Below are 18933 nucleotides of genomic sequence, written 5' to 3'. Positions count from 1 at the left end.
CATCGACTCGCATGTGGATGCGCGAAGAAGTCCTTTATCGGCCTCATGAGCGTCTGTTTCAGAGGGGCAGAGGCCTTCACCCGGCCGTGTTGGCGAAGAGCCGGAAACGTGCCGAAGGACTGGCGCAGTACGCTTTCAGGCGACTCGAGGAAGAGGATTCGAGCCGGACGGCTCCGCCCCCCTGGAAGTCCAACAGCTGTGTCGATTCGAACCGGATGTTCCGCACGGTATGACGTGAATCAATGCGGCATTTGAAACGTCGGATTCAAATATGATGATGTGGGAATCGGGTGACAATTTCAGGGATCGCGTCGATGCCGGCCGCCAGTTGGCAGCACGGCTGGTGCCGATGGCGCTCGACCGCCCGGTGGTCTACGCCCTGCCGCGCGGCGGCGTGCCCGTCGCCGCAGAGGTCGCGCGCGCCCTCGGAGCCCCGCTGGACCTCATCCTCGTTCGCAAGATCGGCGCGCCCGGCGCGCCCGAGGTGGCTCTTGGCGCGATCGTCGACGGCGCGAATCCGCAGACCGTGATCAACGAGGATATCCGCCGCCGGTCCGGGGCCGATGACGCATGGCTGGAGCGCGCCCGCGCCCGCGAGCTGGCGGAGCTCGAGCGCCGCCGCGCGACATATCTCGGAGACCGTCCTCAGGTGGACCCGAGCGGGCGCACCGCGGTCATCGTCGATGACGGCCTTGCGACCGGCGCCACGATGAAGGCGGCCCTGATCGCGATCCGAAGGCTGGGCGCGGCAAAGGTGGTCATCGCCATCCCCGTCGCGCCGGCGGAGGCGCTCGCGGAGATCGAAGGCGAGGCCGACCTGGTCGTCTGCCTCCGCTCCGAAAGCCGCTTCCGGGGCGTAGGAGGTTTCTATGACGATTTCCACCAGCTGACCGACGAGGAGACCGTCGGGCTGCTCCGCGAGATCTGGGCGGAGACCGCGGACGGCGCGGCGGAGGCCTTCTCAAGGCGCCCGGCCGAAATCCCCCCGCTCGGACTCGCCGGGGATCTCTGCGTGCCGTCCGACCCGCGCGGCATCATCGTTTTCGCCCATGGCAGCGGCTCGAGCCGCCTCAGCCCGCGCAACATCGCCGTCGCGGACGCCCTGAACGCCAAGGGATTCGCAACGCTCCTACTCGATCTGCTGACCCCGGCGGAAGCCCGCGACCGCCGCAACGTCTTCGACATCCCCCTTCTCGCGGAACGCGTCATGCAGGCGGCGCTCTGGATCAGCGGCGAGCCGGACGTCGCGGACCTGCCGCTTGGCCTCTTCGGCGCGAGCACCGGCGCCGGCGCGGCGCTTCTCGCCGCCGCCGAGCTGCGCGGCCGGGTCTCCGCGGTGGTCTCGCGCGGCGGTCGTCCCGATCTCGCCGGGCCAAGGCTCGCGGAGGTCCGTGCGCCCACGCTGCTTATCGTCGGCGGCGAGGACCGCCCTGTCATCGAACTGAACAGGAAGGCGCTCGCCGCCCTGACCTGCGAGAAGCTACTCCGGATCGTACCGGGCGCCACGCATCTCTTCGAGGAGCCGGGCGCGCTGGAGACGGTGACCGAGATGGCCGGCGCCTGGTTCCAGCACTATCTCGCGCCGGCGGCGCCGCACCTCGCCCCGCCCCCCGAGCCCGTCGCGGCGCCGCCCTTGGCCGCGCGTCTTCGAGAGGCGGTCCAGCCGCTGCCCGACATCGAGGATCCGGGCTTCGCCGCGGCCTTCGACCGTTTCGCCTCGGCCCGGGTCGTCCTGCTGGGGGAAGCGTCCCATGGCACGTCCGAGTTCTACCGCGCCCGCGCCGCGATCACCCGGCGCCTGATCGAGCGCCACGGCTTCTCCATCGTCGCCGTCGAGGCCGACTGGCCCGACGCCGCAGCGATAGACCGCTACGTCCGGCTCGGCCCGCATCAGCCGCCGCGCGCCGCGCCGTTCACCCGCTTCCCCACCTGGATGTGGCGCAACCGCGAGGTCGACGATTTCGTGAGTTTCCTGCGCGGCCACAACGCAGAGAGGCCGCGTGAGGATCGCGCAGGCTTCTACGGGCTCGATCTTTACAGCATGAACGCCTCGATGGCGGCCGTCCTCGGATATCTCGACCGGGTCGATCCCGAGGCGGCGCAGGTGGCGCGCGCGCGATACGGCTGCCTCGCGCCCTGGTCGCGCGAGCTGGCGGCCTATGGACGGGCGTCGCTCTCAAAGGGGTACGCGCTCTGCGAGGCGCCGGTGACCCGGACGCTCGTCGATCTTCTCCAGAAAGAGCTGAGCTACGCGGACCGGGACGGCGATCTGTTCTTCGACGCGGCCCAGAACGCCCGCCTCGTCGCCCACGCCGAGCGCTACTACAGGATCATGTATTACGGCTCCCGCGAATCCTGGAACCTGCGCGACCGGCACATGTTCGAGACCCTGCAGCGCATCCTCGCCTGGGCCGGCCCGGACAGGAAAGCCGTCGTCTGGGCCCACAACTCGCATATCGGCGACGCGCGGTTCACCGAGATGGGTTCGGAGCGCGGCGAACTGAACTTGGGCCAGCTCTGCCGGCAGGCCTGGGGAGGCGACACGGCCCTGATCGGCTTCGGGACCCATTCCGGCACGGTCGCGGCCGCCTCCGAGTGGGACGCGCCTATGGAGATCAAGACGGTGCGTCCCTCGCGCTCCGACAGCTACGAGGCCCTCTTCCACGAGGCGGGCCACGCTCGCGCGCTGCTGGACATGCGGGAGGGCCTTGAGCCGGACCTGCGGCGGGCCCTGTCCGACCCGAGGCTCGAGCGCTACATCGGCGTCATCTACCGTCCCGAGACCGAGCGTTGGAGCCATTACAGCCGCGCCTCGCTCCCGGACCAGTATGACGCCTTCGTCTGGTTCGACGAGACCCGCGCGGTGACCCCTTTGCCGACACGGACGATGCCCGGAGAGGACGAGACATATCCGTTCGGGCTGTGACTCCGCGCAAAGACCCATGTTCGGGAGAACGTTCGACGTCAGGCCCGCTCCGTCCGCGCCGGCCATCACAGTCGCGGGGCAAGGCGAAGCCCGGTCTCGATCCTGTCATCGGGAAAGCGGACGACGATGTCGCCCGGGGCGAGGCCCGAGAGGATCTGTGCCTCGGTGTCCGTCCGTTCACCCACCGTCACGTCGACCGCACGGGCGCGCCCTTCGGCTACGGCGAAGACGGCCCAGCCGTCTCCCTCGCGAAAGAGCGCGGTGACCGGCACCTTCAGCACATCCAGCGATTCCCACAGAACCACCCGCGCCTCGACTTCGAACCCGTGGCCGAGGCGGGTCCATGTCTCTGCCGGCGTCGTGATGTCGATGACGACGCCCACGCGCTGTTCCTCGATGCCAAGAGCGGAGACCTTGGTGAAGCCAAAGGGCTCCACTCGTCGCACCTTGCCCGACAGGGCCTCCGGTCCGCCCCAGCCCTCGACGATGACGCGCTGGCCGGGGTCGATCCGGACCGCATCGGACGAGACGAAATCTACGACGATCTCGAGGTCGCGGGGGTCGCCGATCTCCAGCAGGGGCGTGCCCGCGGCCACGACACCCGCGCTCTCCTGAAGCACCCGCAACACCATGCCGTCCACGGGAGCGCGGATCGGGATGCAGGTGCAAGCGGGCAAGGTCGCCTTGGCCTCGCTCGGACCGAGCAGGCGCGCCTCGGCGGCCCGCACCTGCTCCTGCCGCATCTCCACCGCCGCCCGGGCGGTGGCCACCGCAGCCTCGGCAGTGCGATAGGCGCGCTCGGCCAGTTCCACAGCGCGCACCGAGACGGTACCACGGTTCGCCAGTTCGCGGATGCGGGTCACATCGGAGGTGGCAAAATCAAGCTCGGCCTGTGCCTGCCGCTCCTCCGATTGCGCCAGCGTCAGCGCCGCGCGGGCCGCGTCGGCGGCGGCGCGGGCCTCCGCCTCGGTACGAATGTCGAGCAAAGTGGGGTCGATGGGCTCGATCTCGGCCACAACCGTGACACCAGCGACCACAGTATCCCCTTCTTCGACCTCGATCCGGTTCGTTCGGCCCAGCACCGGCGAGGAGACGACGAAGACGTCGTGGATCCGGGTGCGCCCGGTCTCCGAAACCGTCGTCACCAGCGGGCCGCGCTCCACCGGGGCCAGGTCCACCTCGACCGGGCGGGGCCAGAAGGCGAAGGCGAGGCCTGCCGCGAGGAGGAGGATCGGAATTGCCCAGAACAGGCGAGTGCCGGTATGCGGAGACATCGCGTATCACTCCCGTGTCTTGAGTACGCCTATCAGGTCGAGCCGGTCGAGCCGCCGGCGCACCACCGCCGCCGACAACACGCTGGCCAGCAGTATGACCGCCACCGCCTTGCCGTACACCGCTGGCAGGATGACGAAGGGCAGCCGGTAAAGCTCGGTCTCGAAGCCCTGCACGAGGAGGGCCACCAGACCGTATCCTGCGAGGCAGCCGACCGGCAGCGCGATCAATACCAGCAGCGCGGTCTCGCCCAGCAGGATATAGGACACCTCCGCCCGCATGAAGCCCAGCACCCGCAGCGTCGCCAACTCCCGCCCCCGTTCCGAGAGCGCCACCCGCGCCGCGTTGTAGACCACGCCATAGGCAAGGGCGCCGGCGAACGCGATGAAGAAGCCGGAAAAGATCAGGATGGTGTCGCCCAGCGTCTCGAACATCTTTTCGATCGCATGGCGCTTAACGGTGAACGAGGCCACGCCGGGCAGGTCGCTGACCGCGTCGAACAGCGCCTGATCGAAGGCCGGATCGACGCGCAGCATGGCGTATTCGAACTCGGGCGCCTCCCCCATCCCCCGGTTGAGCGTGGACAGCGAGACATAGGCGGGCATGGCGATCCATGTCTCGTGCACCGCGGCGACCGGGAGCGTGAAGCGGGGATGATCCCGCTCCAGCACCTCGACCTCGATCCTGTCGCCGGGGACGACGCCCAGCTTGTCGGCCAGCAAGGTGCCCAGCACCACGCCCCCGGGCGGAACCGGAATGTCCCAGCCGCCCACGTCGTGCACGACCTGAAGCCGGGCGCCCTCGGGCAGGCCGGTCAGTGCGCCGCGATGGGTGAACCGACCATGGGACAGGTCGCCGGAGACCATGCGCAGCGGTTCGACCGCCATCACGCCGGGCAACCGGTGGAGCGCATGGAGCGCGGCCGGCCCCTTCGGCTCCAGAAAGCCGATCACGGCGTCCTGGTGCTGGCTCTGCTGGAAATGGCCCCGCACCAGCAGGGTGATCGCATCGTTCCATTGCATCGCCGTGACGAGCAGCGCCACGGCCAGCGCGACCCCGATCACCGAGGCGCCCGAGCGCAGCGGGGTGCGCAGCATGTGGCGCAGGATGATCCGCGTGGGCGAGTCGAGCGCGGAGGTGATCCGTTCCGGAAGGGCCACATCGCGGAACCGCTCGGGGACGGGCGGGCGCATCGCCTCGGCGGGCGTGAGCCGGAGCGTGCCGCGGACCGCCCAGAGGGCGCCGACGAGGCCCGCGCCCATGGCCACGGCGGCGGAGATCGCGAACTCCGCGCCGCCGGGGCGGTAGAACAGGAACGGAAAGCGGAAGAAGGCCGAATAGAGCTCGGTGTTCCAGCGCCCGAGCACGGCGCCGATGCCCCAGCCGAGTATCACCCCCACCGCCGTCATGGCCAGCGCGAGCTTGGCATAGTGCCAGCCCACGGCCAGGTCGGAATAGCCGAAGGCCTTCATCAGGCTGATCTCGCGCCGCTCGATGGCGATCAGGCGGGCGAGCACGGCATTGGTCAGCAAGGCGGAGACGACGAGGAAGATGGTCGGCAGGATCGTCGCCATGACGCGGATCTGCGCCAGTTCGTTCTGCACGAACCAGTTGGAGATCTGGTCGGCGCGGGCCACGGCTCCCGTCCCGCCGTGGCGTTCGAGGATGGCGTCCAGCGCGGCGATCACCGGCCCCGGATCGCGGCCGCGCAAGAGCGTCAGGCTCACGGTGTTGAACGCGCCCTGCATGTCGTAGGCCGCGGCGAGCGCGTCGCGGCCCATCCAGATCACGCCGAAGCGCGCATCGTCCGGCATCAGCCCGCCCGGGGCGATGGCATAGACATATTCCGGAGAGAGCGCGATGCCCACGATACGGACCGGCCGCCGCGCTCCGTTGAGCAGCACGCCAATCGTGTCGCCGGGCCGCAGGCCATGGGCCTCGGCAAAGGGTTCGAGCAGCACCGCCTCGTCGTCGCGCCCCGGGTGGACCGTTCGCCCGGCACGCAGTGCAAGGCGGTTGAGCAAGGGTTCACGTCCTTCGGGCAGCGACAGAAGCTGCGCCATGACGGGCTCGCGCACCCCCGCGATCTCGACCGTGGTGAGCGCGGCGATCCGTGTCTCGACGGTCTGGACGCCTGGGATCACGGCGATCTTGTCGGCAACCCGCTCCGGCGCGCGACGGACGCCGGCGAAGACCTCGGCGAAGGTGTAGCGCTGGTAATAGGCCTCCGTCGTGACGCGGAGCGAGGTCAGGGTCGAGAGCGACATGACAAGCAGGGCGACCCCGGAGGCAACCACCAGCGCCACGGCGAAGACCTGCCCGCGCAGAGCCCAAAGATCGCGCACCAGCTTGCGGTCGAGCGCGCGCACGGCCGTTCACCAGGTGATCTCGCGGGGGGGCACGCGGGTCGCATTGGCGCGATCCTCCGCGATGCACCCATCGCGCATGGAGATGACCCGGTCGGCCATCGCGGCGATCCCGGCATTGTGGGTGATGACGACGGTGGCGGCGCCGAGCTCGCGGTTCACCCGCTCCAGCGCCTCCAGCACGGTGACGCCGGTCTCGCTGTCGAGCGCGCCGGTGGGTTCGTCGCACAGAAGCAACTCCGGCGACTTGGCGATGGCGCGGGCGATCGCGACCCGTTGCTGTTCCCCGCCTGATAGCTCCGCCGGGAAATGGTGCGCCCGCGACGCAAGGCCGACCAGCGCAAGAGCCTCGGCAGGAGGCATCGGGGCCCGCGCGATCTCGGTAACCAGCGCGACGTTCTCCTCCGCCGTCAGCGAGGCGATGAGGTTGTAGAACTGGAAGACGAAGCCCACGCGGTCGCGCCGATAGCGTGTGAGGGCGGACGCATCGGCGGCGGTGATGTCCAGCCCGTCGAACAGCACCTGCCCCGAGGTGGCGGTGTCGAGTCCACCGAGAATGTTCAGCAACGTGGACTTGCCGCTCCCCGAAGGGCCGAGGAACACGACGAATTCCTTTGGCTTCAGGTCAAGATCTACGCCACGTAGGGCATGGACGGCGGACACGCCCTCGCCATAGATCTTCGTCAGTTCCCGGGCGCGCAGAACATAGCCCGCCACTTTGGCTGGGGCCTGGGCGTTCATGGGTTCTGGTCCTCTTCCACCAAGTGCGGCGGACCGCTGTCACCCGGATATCATCCCACGCCGATTGCATTCCGGCCATGACCCACGTCAAATATGAAGTTCGAGGCGGCTGTGGACGTGATGCCTCCCTACCCTGCAGGACCCGGCTCGTCCCCGGCCTGGCCCCCGCCGAGCTGGAGGGAACGAAACGACGGCAGAGAAAGGCATCGGCGTCGCGACGCGTGGAGGCGCCGATTGGTCAGGGCCTATCCCGACAGCCTTGCGAAGATGCCGCGGCGCCCAGGCGGCAGGGGAATTTCCGAGCGCGCGGCCCGGCGGCGGCGGGGGAATGCCCGGACCACTGGCCCAACGTCGCCAAGAGGCCCTGTCAGAGCGATGGCCTTGAGCGCCTCTAGCTCGACGGGATGACCAAGCCGAACCCCTTTCCCAGATTTCCAACGAGTCCGGAGATCAGCCGCTCCGCGGTGATGCCCTACGTCCGGTTTTCGCCACCGCTGAGACATGTCGAGGACCTGCTGCACGAGCGTGGCATCGATATGAGGCACGGGAAGATCCGTCCCTTGATTACAGAGGCTTGGTCCGATCTTCGCAACCGAGATCCGGCGTTGCCGTGTCGAGAGCATGCGTGCGGTCAGTACCTGGCGATTGCATCTCGACGAGACGTTCGTGAAGATCAACGGCGAGTGGCATGCTCCAAGTCGGAGATACGGAACGCCAGCTAGGTCGCGGGCGGGTGCCTTTGGCTTTCCCTGTACATGCTCGGCGAGCAGTCGAACCAGCGCTGGAACGCGCGGCTGAAGTTGGCGTGCTCCTCATAGCCGAGCGAGAAGGCGATTGCGGACACCGAGAGGTTTGTCTCCCGCAGCAAGGTCACGGCGCGCATCCGGCGCGCCGCCTCGACGATATCGCGATAGGTATAACCGGAGGTGCGCAATCGGCGTTGCAGGCCCTGGATGCTGACCCCGGCAAGAGCCGCCGCGCCCTCGATATCGCTTTCGCCTTGGAGGAGACGCAGGGAAACCACGGCCGATAGTGAGCGAGCCGGCTCCGGCGCATCGCTGAGCACGACGTCGTTCACAACCTCCTTCAGCTCGAACCTCTCTGCGGTGGCGCGAGCGGCGGAGGGATGCGACCGGGCCACGTCCTCGGCCGAAAACGGAAACGCAATGCCCTCGCCGCCGCAACGCAGCGGCGCCTGGAGAGCGGCTTCGATCAGTTGCGCAGCCTTGTCGCGGGCATAGCTCACTTCGATCCAATCCGGTCGCCACCCGGTTCCGAGATAGATCTGCGCAAAGGCCATCATCGGAAAGATGATGTGATCAACATATTGAACGCTGCTTTTGCGAAAGAGCGGCGGCGAACAGCGCCAAATCCAGAGGCCGGCTTCCCGACGAAACGTCATGTCGACCCCGGTCAACTGGGACTTGACGGTCGCGCAGGCCCGCCGGAGTGCACTGCCGAGATCGGGCGCCCGCTCGCTGTAGTCGGCCCAGTGACCATAGACTTGGTAGGACATGCGCTTGCCGACAGTCAGGCCCAAGGCGCGATCGCCGACCGTCACGGCTCCGGCTTCAAAAAGCGACATCATCAGCGAGAGCGGGATCGGCAGGTTCCTGTTCTGCAGAACCTCGAGCGGCAATCCGGCGACCTGGAAGGACCGGATCAGACCGCGTTCGCCGGCTGCCGCCTCGATCTCCTCCGGAAGCGATCCGATTCCTCTTAGACGTGCAAGTGGCACACCGCCGTTCTTTTTCAGCACTGCAATCTCCGCAAGTGACGTCAAATGAAAAGCAGTCCGTTTTCAGTGACGGTATCGACGTAAAGGCAAGGGGCGAGTGCGATCCAATCAGCGTTAGGCAAGACAAACACAAAGTCCGTCGAAACCCGTTGAAGGCGACTTCAACGGACATTTTTCATAGCAAGACGGAGCGTCAACCTCAACGTGTGGAAAGACAGAAGCGCCTACTTCGTCGGAAAGGGCGGTTGCCCGGTCCGATTGCTACACTGACCGGCTCGTTCATCAACCCGCCGCCAGGAACATTCACGTCACGACTGCAACCATTGAGGCGCGGTCGGGGTACAACTGAGGGAGTATCAATGACTGCAGGTATCAAACGCAGGCGCCTTGCCAAGGCGGGGGCCCTGATGGCCGCCGCTCTGGGCGTATCTGCACTGACGGGGATCGATGCGATGGCGCAGGACAGCGCCAGCACATCCCCATCCCCGCGACAGCCGAACATCATGTTCATCATGGCAGATGACGTCGGCTATATGCAGCCCGGTATCTATCATCGCGGCCTGATGGTCGGTGAGACGCCCAACATAGACCGTATCGGTCAAGAAGGCGCGATGTTCACCGACTATTACGCCGAACAGAGCTGCACCGCGGGCCGCACGGCATTCATCACCGGCATGAATCCGGTGCGCGCCGGCATGCTGTTGCCGGAAATTCCCGGATCCGAATCCTATATGCGCAAGGGGACGCCGTCGCTGGCCCGCTTCCTGATGGATCTCGGCTATTCCACCGGCGAGTTCGGCAAGAACCATCTCGGCGACACGGCTGAATCGCTGCCGACCGCTCACGGTTTCGAGGAGTATTGGGGCTACCTCTACCATCTGGATGCCATGCAGGCCGCCAGCTTCCCGGATATCAATTCGAGCCCGACGGAACAGGCGCTCGTTCCGCCGTGCACCAACACCCCGGTTCCGGGGCTGTCCGACCCGGCCGGCGCGATCGATCCGTCCGAAGGCCTGTGCATGACGCCGCCGCGTCCGATCATTTCCTGCAAATCCTCGGACGGTACCGAAGCCAACCAGAGCTGCACGGATGAAGGTCCGATGACGCTGGAACGCTCGGCATCGGTCGACGAAGAAATTTCCGCGAAGGTCGTCGACTTCCTGGATCGCAAAGACCCGGAGAAGACCGGCAAGCCCTTCTTCGTCTGGTACAACCCCGCCCGTATGCATGTCACGACGGTCCTGTCGGACAAGTACAAGAACATGCTGGGCACAAGGGGCGGAAAGGACTGGGGCGTCAACGAAGCCGCGATGAAGCAGCTCGATGACAACATCGGTGTCGTGCTGCAAAAGCTCGAAGACATGGGCGAACTGGACAACACGATCGTGGTGTTCACCACCGACAACGGCGCCGAGACCATTACCTTCCCGGATGGCGGGGTCACCCCGTTCGCCGCTGGCAAGCTTTCGACCTGGGAAGGCGGCATGCGCGTTCCGCTGGTCGTGCGCTGGCCCGACCACATCGAACCGGGAACTGTCAACAACGACATATTTGCGGCGCTTGACTGGCTGCCAACGCTTGTCGAAGTCGCAGGCGGTCCGAAGGGCGACGAGCTGAACAAGCAGATCCAGGCCGGCGAATATCCCGGAATCGTCAAGACCAAGCTCGACGGCGTGAACCAGTTCGGTGCCATGACCGGCAAGAACCCACCGGTTCGCGATACCTTCTTCTACTATTCCGGCAAAACGCCTTCGGCGGTGCGCTACAAGAACTGGAAGATGTACTTCGCCATGGTCGACCAGGATCCGACGAAGACCTTCAATGGCGTCGAGCAGTTCAGCTGGACCCAGGTGGTCAACATCAAGCGCGATCCTTTCGAGCAGTCGATCGGTACGTTCTCCAAAACGCTCACCGGTGTCGGTGGCGCGCTCGGCGGTCCGCTGACAGCCTATATCTACGATTGGAACATGCTGCCGATCGGTCAGGCCTTGTGGTTGAAGGAACTGGAATCCTACAAGGAATTCCCGCCGCTCCAGGACCCGGCGAGCTACAACCTCGACCAGGTCATGCAACAGGTCAAAGCCGCCAACCCGGCGCACGACTAAGCCAGACCAGGTGAGCCGGGCCGGCCCTTTCTGGGCCGGTCCGGTTGTCGCATGAACGGCCCGGCATCCGAAGGTCTGCCGGGTTTTCCGCTTCCGGCGCTGTGCAAACCTTGGACCGGAACCCCAGTATTGGAAGAATGACAGAAGCGTCATTGGCCCGATACGCGCGGCGCGTATCTCGCCGGTCTCCGGGTCCATGGCGATGTGGAGCTTCCTCCGTTGCCTCCGGCGGGCGGGAGCGGGCTTCGGCATGCCGCCGATCTAACGCACTGAATCCGTGCCGTGAATCCTCCTCTCCACGTTGTGCGACATGCCCCAGCCTGTGGAACGACCGTACCGCTGAAATCCAGGTATGACAGCGTTGCGGCACCTTGCTCGCGGCACGCCAAAACTATCCGACAACGCCCCATCAGCCCCGCGAACATGGCTCATCTCGTCGAGACGAAAGATCATCTTCCACGGGAATATCCGGGTGGCAATCCGGACTCCTCGGCAGCATATTGACCGGACCTGCGTTGCTCCTCAAATCGTCGGCTGTGCGCTACTGACCTCCACTCTTGCGGTTTGGCGATGAAGGATCATGCAGGACAAGAGAATGTCCCCAGATCTATCTGAAATGAGACAATGACCGTTAAAATCTCGCAATCTCCACCTAGTGACGCTGTTTCACACGCTTCGTCTCATGTTCACATCGTTCTGCTTGCGCAGGATGGAGGTCTTGGCCCGCGCGCCCGGGAGCTGGACCGGCAAACCCATGGTGCGATAGGGCGTGCCATTAAAGCCGCGGCATTCGCGGGCAAGCAGGGCGCCTGTCTGGATGTTCTGGGCGCCGAGACTGTCAGGATCATCGTGGTCGGGCTGGGCGAGGCGGCCGACCTCGGGGCGCTGGTGTCCTGCAAGGTGGGGGCCGCACTTGCGGCTTTCGTCGAAGAGCGCGGCGTCACGGCAGCCAGGCTGCTGTTCGATCTGCCAGCGGGCACCGCGATCCCTGGCGAGCAGATGCTGATGCGGATGTTGCTGGGCCTGCGTCTGCGCAACTATCGCTTCGAATTGATGCCCAAGTGCGAGACCGCCTTCGATCTGGATCTGCAGGTGGACAGCGATTTCGATCTGGATCTGTGCGCGCGGGCGGATGCTATCTCTTCCGGCGTCAGCCTGGCACGCTCGATGGTCAATTTTCCCGCCAGCCATCTCCACCCGGACAACTTCGCCAGCTATCTGACACCGCTGCGGGAGGCCGGCATCGAGATCACGGTTCTTGAGACAGAGGAACTGGAAAGCCTTGGCATGAATGCGCTGCTGGCGGTTGGGAATGGGTCAGCCCGCAAGCCGAAGGTGATCGTGCTGCGTTACAATGGCGGCGCGCCGGACGCGGCGCCGATCGGGCTGGTGGGCAAGGGTATCTGCTTTGACTCAGGAGGATTGATCATCAAGCCCTCTGAGGGCATGTTCGACATGCGCGGAGATATGGGCGGCGCGGCGGCGGTGATCGGGGCGATGCTGGCGCTGGCGCTGCAGAAGCGGCCGGAGAATATCGTCGGCGTGCTCGGGGTTGCAGAAAACATGCTGTCCGGCGATTCCTACAAGCCGGGGGATATCGTGACGACGATGTCCGGCAAGACGGTCGAGGTCTATGACACCGACTGCGAAGGCCGCATGGTTCTGTCGGATATCCTCTATTACACGGCCTCGCAGTTCAAACCACGGGTCATGGTGGATCTGGCGACGCTGACCCATTCGGTGATGCAGGGGCTGGGGCAGGTATTTGCAGGCATCTTCGCCACGTCGACCGATCTGGGCAATCAGATGGTGGCTGCAGGCGAGATCACAGGTGAACGCTTCTGGCCGCTGCCGCTGGATCGCGCCTACGACGAGGGTCTGAAATCCCCCGTGGCCGACCTGCGCCAGCATGGCCGCGATCTGAACGACGGCGATGCCCCCTATGCCGCCGCCTTCCTGCGCCAGTTCACGATGGATCTGCCATGGATGCACCTCGACATTGCGGGCAAGGAGATCCGTGAAGCGGATACGCCGCTGGCACGACGTGGCGCGCTTGGCTTTGGTGTTCTTGCGCTGGAAGAGTGGATCACCACAGGCGGCGCCTGAGCCCCCTCTATCAGGCCCGGCCTCGGGCCGGGCCGGGAGGCGGGGGGCAGCACGCACTGCCTCCGGCCCTTCGGTTCCCTCAAGCGGCTGTCATCGCGTCGTCGCGCACCAGATGGCCGGGTGTGATCTCGATATATCGGCGTTTCGGCGGCACATAGGACATCGGGTGCAACGGCGTCTTCAGTTCCACCGGTTCTTGACTGCGGCGGCTGTGGCGGCGCGAGGGATCAGGAACGGCGACAGCCTCGATCAGCCGGCGGGTATAGGGATGCGCCGGGCTCTCCATGATCGCAGCACGCGGTCCGATCTCGACAATTTCGCCAAGATACATCACCGCAATGCGATGGCTGATCCGTTCGACCACCGCGATGTCATGCGAGATGAACAGGAAGGCGAGCCCCAGGTTCTGCTGGATATCCATCAGCAGATTGACGACCTGCGCCTTGACCGAAACATCCAGCGCGGACACGGACTCGTCCGCGATGATCATTTCCGGATCCAGCATCAGGGCGCGCGCGACGCACACGCGCTGCCGCTGACCGCCCGAAAACTCGTGCGGAAAACGCGCCAGCATATCAGGCTGCAGGCCGACCTGATTCATCAGCATTTCGGCCTTCTGACGGGCCTCGGCGCGACTGCCCATGCGATGTTCCAGAAATGGCTCGGTGAGCGCCTCTGAGATCGTCATGCGGGGGCTCAGGCTGGCCAGTGGATCCTGCGGGATCATCTGGATGCGCCGACGCAGGCGGCGCAGCTTTTCGCCGCTGGCGTCGAACAGCTCGGTTCCTTTCAGGTCGACGCTGCCGGAACTGCGCCCCCCGGACAACTGGATCAGAGACCTGCCCGTCGTCGATTTGCCGCAGCCGGATTCGCCGACCAGCGACAGGGTTTCGCCCGGATAGATATCGAAGGACACGTCCTCGACCGCATGCACCTGGGCGACCCGCCGTTGCAGCAATCCGCCACGCTTGTCGAACCGGGTCACCAGGTCGCGGATTTTCAGCAAGGGTGCCGCGGTGTCGGGGGTGCGATCCAGCTTGGTGCCGGGTGTGACAGAGCCACTGGCCATGTCGACCACCGGAAAGCGCAGCGGCACCGGCTCACCCCGCATGGTACCCAGTCTTGGAACGCTGGCCAGCAGGCCCTTGGTATAGGGCTGCACCGGCGCGTCAAAGATCTGCGCCGTCGTGCCACTTTCCACCATTTCGCCGCGCAGCATCACCACCGTGCGATCCGCGACCTCGGCCACCACTCCCATGTCATGGGTGATAAACAGCATGGCCATGCCGAATTCTTCCTGCAGATCCCTGAGCAGATCCAGAATCTCGCCCTCGACGGTGACGTCCAGCGCGGTCGTCGGCTCATCCGCGATCAGCAGTTTGGGACGCGAGGCAAGGGCTATCGCGATCATCACGCGCTGGCGCATACCGCCGGAGAAGGCGTGCGGAAAATCCGACATGCGCGCTTCGGCATGTGGGACGCGCACGCGATGCAGCAGTTCGATCGCCTGTTTGCGGGCTTCGGCCTTGGATATCTGGCTGTGCACCGTCAGCGCTTCGGTGATCTGGTCACCGATGGTGTAGATCGGGTGCAGGCTGGTCATCGGCTCCTGAAAGATCATCGCAACCTTCTGGCCGCGGATCCGGGACACCATGTCCTCTTCGCTCAGTGCCAGAATGTCCTGACCATCCAGAATGATACTGCCGCCCAACCTGCTCGTCGCCGGGTCCAGCAGGCGCGTGATTGCCATGGAAGTGACGCTTTTGCCGGACCCGGATTCCCCGACCAGCGCCACGGTCTCACCGGCGCCGATCTCCAGGTCGAGGCCGCGCACGACCTCGCTCCAGACGCCGCGCGCGCCACGGAATGACACGCTCAGGCCACGTACGGACAGGACCGGAGCTGGGTTTTCTTCGCTAGACTTGGTCATTTCCGCCTCATTCGTGGATCGATCATGACGCAGAGCACGTCGACGATCGCATTCGCCACTACAACAAAGAACGATGCATAGAGCACCGTTGCCATGATCATCGGCAGGTCGAGCGCCTTGAGAGCCTGATAGGTCAGACGGCCCACGCCATTGATGCCGAACACCACCTCAGTCAGAACGGCCGCGCCGCCGACAAGCACGCCAAAATCCATGCCAAACATGATGACAATGGGAATGATCGCGGTGCGTGTGGCATGTTTCAGCAGGACGCGGCGCGCGCTCAGCCCCTTGGACCGGGCGGTGCGAATATAGTCTTCCTGATAGGTTTCGATGATGCCGGTCCGCAGCATCCGCCCATAGAGGCCGATATACAACAGCGCCAAGCAGATCCATGGAAAGACCAGCGCCAGGAACCAGCCTGCAGGGTCCGAGGTGAAGGGGACGTAGCCAAGTGGCGGCACCCAGGAAAACGCCCATGTGTCATGCAGGCGGCTTTGGGTAACCAGGTTGATCATCTCGCCCACCCAGAAGACCGGCATGGCGACGGCCATCATCGACGCGCCCATCAGGATCTTGTCCGGCAGGCGGTTCCTGAAGGCCGCTGCGATGATCCCGGTCATTGCGCCAAGGGCCATCCACAAGATCGCGGCACCTGCCACCAGCGACAGGGTTGCCGGGGCGGCGGACACGATGGTCGGAACGATTTTCTGCCCGCGGTTGGCAAATGACGTAAGGTCGCGCGTGATGAACAGGCGATCCATCATCAGGGCGTATTGCACATACAGCGGTCGGTCGAGGCCGAAGTCATGGCGCACGGCTGCGATGGTTTCAGGCGCCGCGTTGCGCCCGGCGATCCGCGCGGCGGGGTCCGAACCGGGGGTGGCGAAGAAGATCAGGAAGGTGATCACACTAATGCCGAACATCACGATCACCATCCGCAGAAGGCGCGACAGAAAATTCGTCAGCATCAGCGGCCCCTTGCAGATTTGGGGTCCAGGACGTCACGCAGGACATCGCCAAACAGATTGAGCAGCAGGACTGTGACCATGATCGCGATCCCGGGTGCAAGGGCCACCGTGGGGCGGGAATAAAGCAATGCCTGGCCGTCTTGCAGGATGGTCCCCCAGCTGGCGTTCGGCGCTTGCACCCCGACGGACAGAAAGGACAGGGCGCTTTCCGTGACGATGTTCAGCGCCGTGAGCATGGGCGCAAAAACGATCAGCGTCGACAGAACGTTGGGCAGGATATGGCGCAACAGGATGCGGTGCCGCCTGACCCCAAGACCGCGTGCGGCCAGCACGAAGTCGCTGTTCTTGATCGCCATGACGCGGCCGCGCACGGGCCGGGCTACATATGGCACATAGACGAGGCCAATGATCGTGATGGGAATGATCAGGCTGGACGACGAAAGCTCTATCGGACCCAGCACGATTGTCTTGCCGATCATCACGATGGAGAGAGAGATCGCCAGAAGATAGACGGGAAACGCCCACATCATGTCGATCAGGTTCGACAGAACGCCATCGACCAACCCGCCCGTGTACCCCGCCGCAACGCCGATGATCGCAGCAAGGACCAGCGTCAGCATGGTCGCCGAGGCCGCGATCAGCAAGGAGCTGCGCCCGCCGTAGAGCATTCGTGCCATGACATCGCGCCCTTGGGTATCCGCTCCCAGCATGTACTCGCCCGACCAGGTGGGGCCGATCGGCGTCACGCCAAGTCCCAGCCCTTCGGTGGAGCGTTGCATGACCGGGACCTTCTTGCCGTCAATCTCGATCTTGGCGCTCAGACCGGATCGGAAGGGGTCGGTATGGGCCACGTGATTGGCGTAGAGCGGGGCCAGAAGGACCGCGATCACGATCAGGATCAGCCCGATCCCGGACAGTACGGCGGTCGGACTGCTCAACAACCCGGCCGAGAGACGCTTCCAGGGACCATCAGGGGCTGAAACGCCCTCCCCGGTCGGGGAGGGCGGCAACTTATCGGTGGAGACCGAAGTCATTTGAGACCTTTCACTGAACCCAAGACTTGGCAATCAGCCAATTGAACAGGCTGGAGTACTCAAAGTTGCCGACGCGCTCGGAGACCAGGTCGAGGCGGCGCGGCGTGAACAAGGGGACAGCCGGGGCCTTTTCCATGACAGCGTAGTCGATCTTGGCCCATTCCGCATTGGCGGCCTCGGGGTCCGTGGCACCCAGAGTCATGGCAGACTTCATACGCGCATCGATCTCCTCGTCACAGAAACCCGCGATGTTGATCGAGGAGTCCGAGCCTGGGTGGAACGAGCCGCAGCCGAACAGAACGTTCAGGAAGTTGGAGGCGGCCGGGTAGTCCATGTACCATTGGGTGACCGAGATCTGCACGTTGTTGTTGGTGTTCTGGATATAGGTGAACTGGATGTCGCCGGAGACGGTCTGCACCGTCGCGTCATAGCCAAGATCGGTCAGAACCGACTGCAGGTAGGTGCCGACACCGCGCGATGCAGCGTTGTCCTCGGTGACGACATTCACCTTTTCACCCTTGGTGCCGCTTTCCGCGACCAGCGCGCGGGCCTTGTCCATATCCGGCGCGCTCCAGGTGTCGCCCGGATCCTGGGTGTAGATGCAGCTGTCCTCATGGCCGGGGAAATCCGGCGGCAGGATCTGGCACACCGGCTGGGCAAGAGCCGGTCCGCCGAAGACCGATACCAGCGCATTGCGGTCGACCGCATAGTTCAGCGCCTGACGCACGCGCACATCGTTGAAGGGCGGGATGTTCACGTTCATCGGCGCATACCACCATGCCGACTGCGCATGTACATGCAGCTGATCGGTGGCGTTGGTGCTCAGTTCGGCCAGTCGGTCGGCGGGCAGAGGATCGAAGCTCCAGTCAGCCTGACCGTTCATGACGGCGTTGACCGCGGATTCCTCGGTGCCGCCGAACTTGTACTCGATCTTGTCGGCATAGCCCTCGGGCTGGGCGTCCGCGCTCCATTCCACAAAGTGGGGATTGCGCTCCATCGTCAGGGAGTTGTTGGCATCATAGGAGGTGAACATGTAGGCCCCGGTTCCGGGGATCGGGGTATTGCCCATGTCCTTCGCCGCCGTGCCCTTTGGCAGGATCGAGGCATGCGGCACGCTGAGCTTGAACAGGAACTCGGGATCCGGCTCGACCAGATTGATCGTTACCGTATTGGCGTCGGCGTCCGCGATGACGCCTCCCTCAAGGGTGCAATCTGCGGGGCTGGACAGGCAGTCGTCCGCGCCCACGATGCCATTGTAGAAGCTGCCGGAGGTGGGGCTGCTGACCTTGAAGATCCGCTGCAAGGACGCGACGACATCCTCAGGCGTCACGTCATCGCCGTTGGAGAACTTCACGCCCTTGCGCAGAGTGAAGGTGTAGGTCTTGCCATCAGCGCTGACGGTCGGCATGTCGGCGGCCAGGTCGGGCACGACGGTGTTGCTTTCGGGCCCATCGGCCTTCTTGAACGCCACCAGCCCGTCGTAGGTGGCGCTGTAGAGCTGCCAGAACTGTGCTGTGTAGTTGATCTGCGGGTCAAGCGTGCCGCCCGATGCCACGGCCATCAGCTGCATCGTGCCACCGCGATGGGCCTCTTGTGCCTGTGCCAAGGCGGGCGCGACGGCGGGAATCATTGCTGCCGTGATCGCAAGGCGGGCGAGCGCGCGACCGCGTCGACCTCTCCTAGAAGTAACCCTGAGGTCCATACATTTGTCCTTTCAGAATAGGGGATGATCGCGTTTTTAACCGCA

Annotated in this window: 11 protein-coding genes; 3 read left to right on the top strand and 8 right to left on the bottom strand. The window is 64.9% G+C overall.

Annotation, left to right across the window (positions count from 1 at the left end):
* Window positions 1-271: 271 nt before the first annotated feature.
* Entirely contained in the window at window positions 272-2926 is a 2655-nt protein-coding gene (locus DQG17_RS12935; protein ID WP_232829436.1) for an erythromycin esterase family protein, read from the top strand.
* A gap of 65 nt (window positions 2927-2991) precedes the next feature.
* On the opposite strand, the gene DQG17_RS12930 is transcribed toward DQG17_RS12935, so the two are convergent.
* The 4 genes from DQG17_RS12930 to DQG17_RS12915 form a co-directional block, all read right to left on the bottom strand.
* On the bottom strand, window positions 2992-4200 hold the full coding sequence (locus DQG17_RS12930) for an efflux RND transporter periplasmic adaptor subunit (RefSeq protein ID WP_116133274.1): 1209 nt from the start codon (window positions 4198-4200) through the stop codon (window positions 2992-2994).
* 6 nt (window positions 4201-4206) lie between these two features.
* Window positions 4207-6567 carry an ABC transporter permease gene (locus tag DQG17_RS12925; protein ID WP_116133273.1) on the bottom strand — a complete coding sequence of 787 codons (2361 nt, stop codon included), beginning with the start codon at window positions 6565-6567 and terminating at the stop codon, window positions 4207-4209.
* Between the two features lie 6 nt (window positions 6568-6573).
* Window positions 6574-7305: an ABC transporter ATP-binding protein gene (locus DQG17_RS12920; RefSeq protein WP_116133272.1), complete on the bottom strand. Its 732-nt coding sequence runs from the start codon at window positions 7303-7305 to the stop codon at window positions 6574-6576.
* 718 nt (window positions 7306-8023) lie between these two features.
* Window positions 8024-9064: an AraC family transcriptional regulator gene (locus DQG17_RS12915; RefSeq protein WP_198666111.1), complete on the bottom strand. Its 1041-nt coding sequence runs from the start codon at window positions 9062-9064 to the stop codon at window positions 8024-8026.
* A gap of 338 nt (window positions 9065-9402) precedes the next feature.
* Here DQG17_RS12915 and DQG17_RS12910 point away from each other — a divergent pair, with 338 nt between their 5' ends.
* Together DQG17_RS12910 and DQG17_RS12905 are read left to right on the top strand one after the other, a co-directional pair.
* Window positions 9403-11148, top strand: a complete 1746-nt coding sequence (locus DQG17_RS12910) for an arylsulfatase (protein WP_198666110.1) — start codon at window positions 9403-9405, stop codon at window positions 11146-11148.
* 624 nt (window positions 11149-11772) lie between these two features.
* A complete protein-coding gene (locus tag DQG17_RS12905; protein ID WP_116133270.1) occupies window positions 11773-13254 on the top strand; it encodes a M17 family metallopeptidase in 1482 nt (493 codons plus the stop codon).
* 79 nt (window positions 13255-13333) lie between these two features.
* Here DQG17_RS12905 and DQG17_RS12900 read toward each other — a convergent pair whose 3' ends face one another.
* The 4 genes from DQG17_RS12900 to DQG17_RS12885 form a co-directional block, all read right to left on the bottom strand.
* Entirely contained in the window at window positions 13334-15184 is a 1851-nt protein-coding gene (locus DQG17_RS12900) for an ABC transporter ATP-binding protein (RefSeq protein WP_116133269.1), read from the bottom strand.
* Window positions 15181-16152, bottom strand: coding sequence for an ABC transporter permease (locus tag DQG17_RS12895; RefSeq protein ID WP_116133268.1), 972 nt, complete (start codon window positions 16150-16152; stop codon window positions 15181-15183). Before DQG17_RS12895 ends, DQG17_RS12900 begins: the two co-directional genes overlap by 4 nt.
* Window positions 16152-17090 (bottom strand): ABC transporter permease, encoded by a 939-nt coding sequence (locus DQG17_RS12890; RefSeq protein WP_232829435.1) that lies wholly within the window; start codon window positions 17088-17090, stop codon window positions 16152-16154. The genes DQG17_RS12895 and DQG17_RS12890 overlap by 1 nt, the downstream gene beginning before the upstream one ends.
* Window positions 17091-17196: 106 nt before the next feature.
* On the bottom strand, window positions 17197-18888 hold the full coding sequence (locus DQG17_RS12885; RefSeq protein WP_116133266.1) for an ABC transporter substrate-binding protein: 1692 nt from the start codon (window positions 18886-18888) through the stop codon (window positions 17197-17199).
* Between the last annotated feature and the right edge of the window lie 45 nt (window positions 18889-18933).

Origin of the sequence: Tropicimonas sp. IMCC34043 (assembly GCF_003390845.1) — a bacterium.
Lineage (GTDB): Bacteria > Pseudomonadota > Alphaproteobacteria > Rhodobacterales > Rhodobacteraceae > Tropicimonas.
This window is presented reverse-complemented; position numbering and strand designations above follow the sequence as displayed.

Excerpts from the sequence above, each read along its gene's own strand:
- DQG17_RS12935 (WP_232829436.1), top strand. The coding sequence starts at position 272 with ATGATGATGTGGGAATCGGGTGACAATTTCAGGGATCGCGTCGATGCC.
- DQG17_RS12930 (WP_116133274.1), bottom strand. The coding sequence starts at position 4,200 with ATGTCTCCGCATACCGGCACTCGCCTGTTCTGGGCAATTCCGATCCTC.
- DQG17_RS12920 (WP_116133272.1), bottom strand. The coding sequence starts at position 7,305 with ATGAACGCCCAGGCCCCAGCCAAAGTGGCGGGCTATGTTCTGCGCGCC.
- DQG17_RS12910 (WP_198666110.1), top strand. The coding sequence starts at position 9,403 with ATGACTGCAGGTATCAAACGCAGGCGCCTTGCCAAGGCGGGGGCCCTG.
- DQG17_RS12905 (WP_116133270.1), top strand. The coding sequence starts at position 11,773 with ATGACCGTTAAAATCTCGCAATCTCCACCTAGTGACGCTGTTTCACAC.
- DQG17_RS12900 (WP_116133269.1), bottom strand. The coding sequence starts at position 15,184 with ATGACCAAGTCTAGCGAAGAAAACCCAGCTCCGGTCCTGTCCGTACGT.
- DQG17_RS12895 (WP_116133268.1), bottom strand. The coding sequence starts at position 16,152 with ATGCTGACGAATTTTCTGTCGCGCCTTCTGCGGATGGTGATCGTGATG.
- DQG17_RS12885 (WP_116133266.1), bottom strand. The coding sequence starts at position 18,888 with ATGGACCTCAGGGTTACTTCTAGGAGAGGTCGACGCGGTCGCGCGCTC.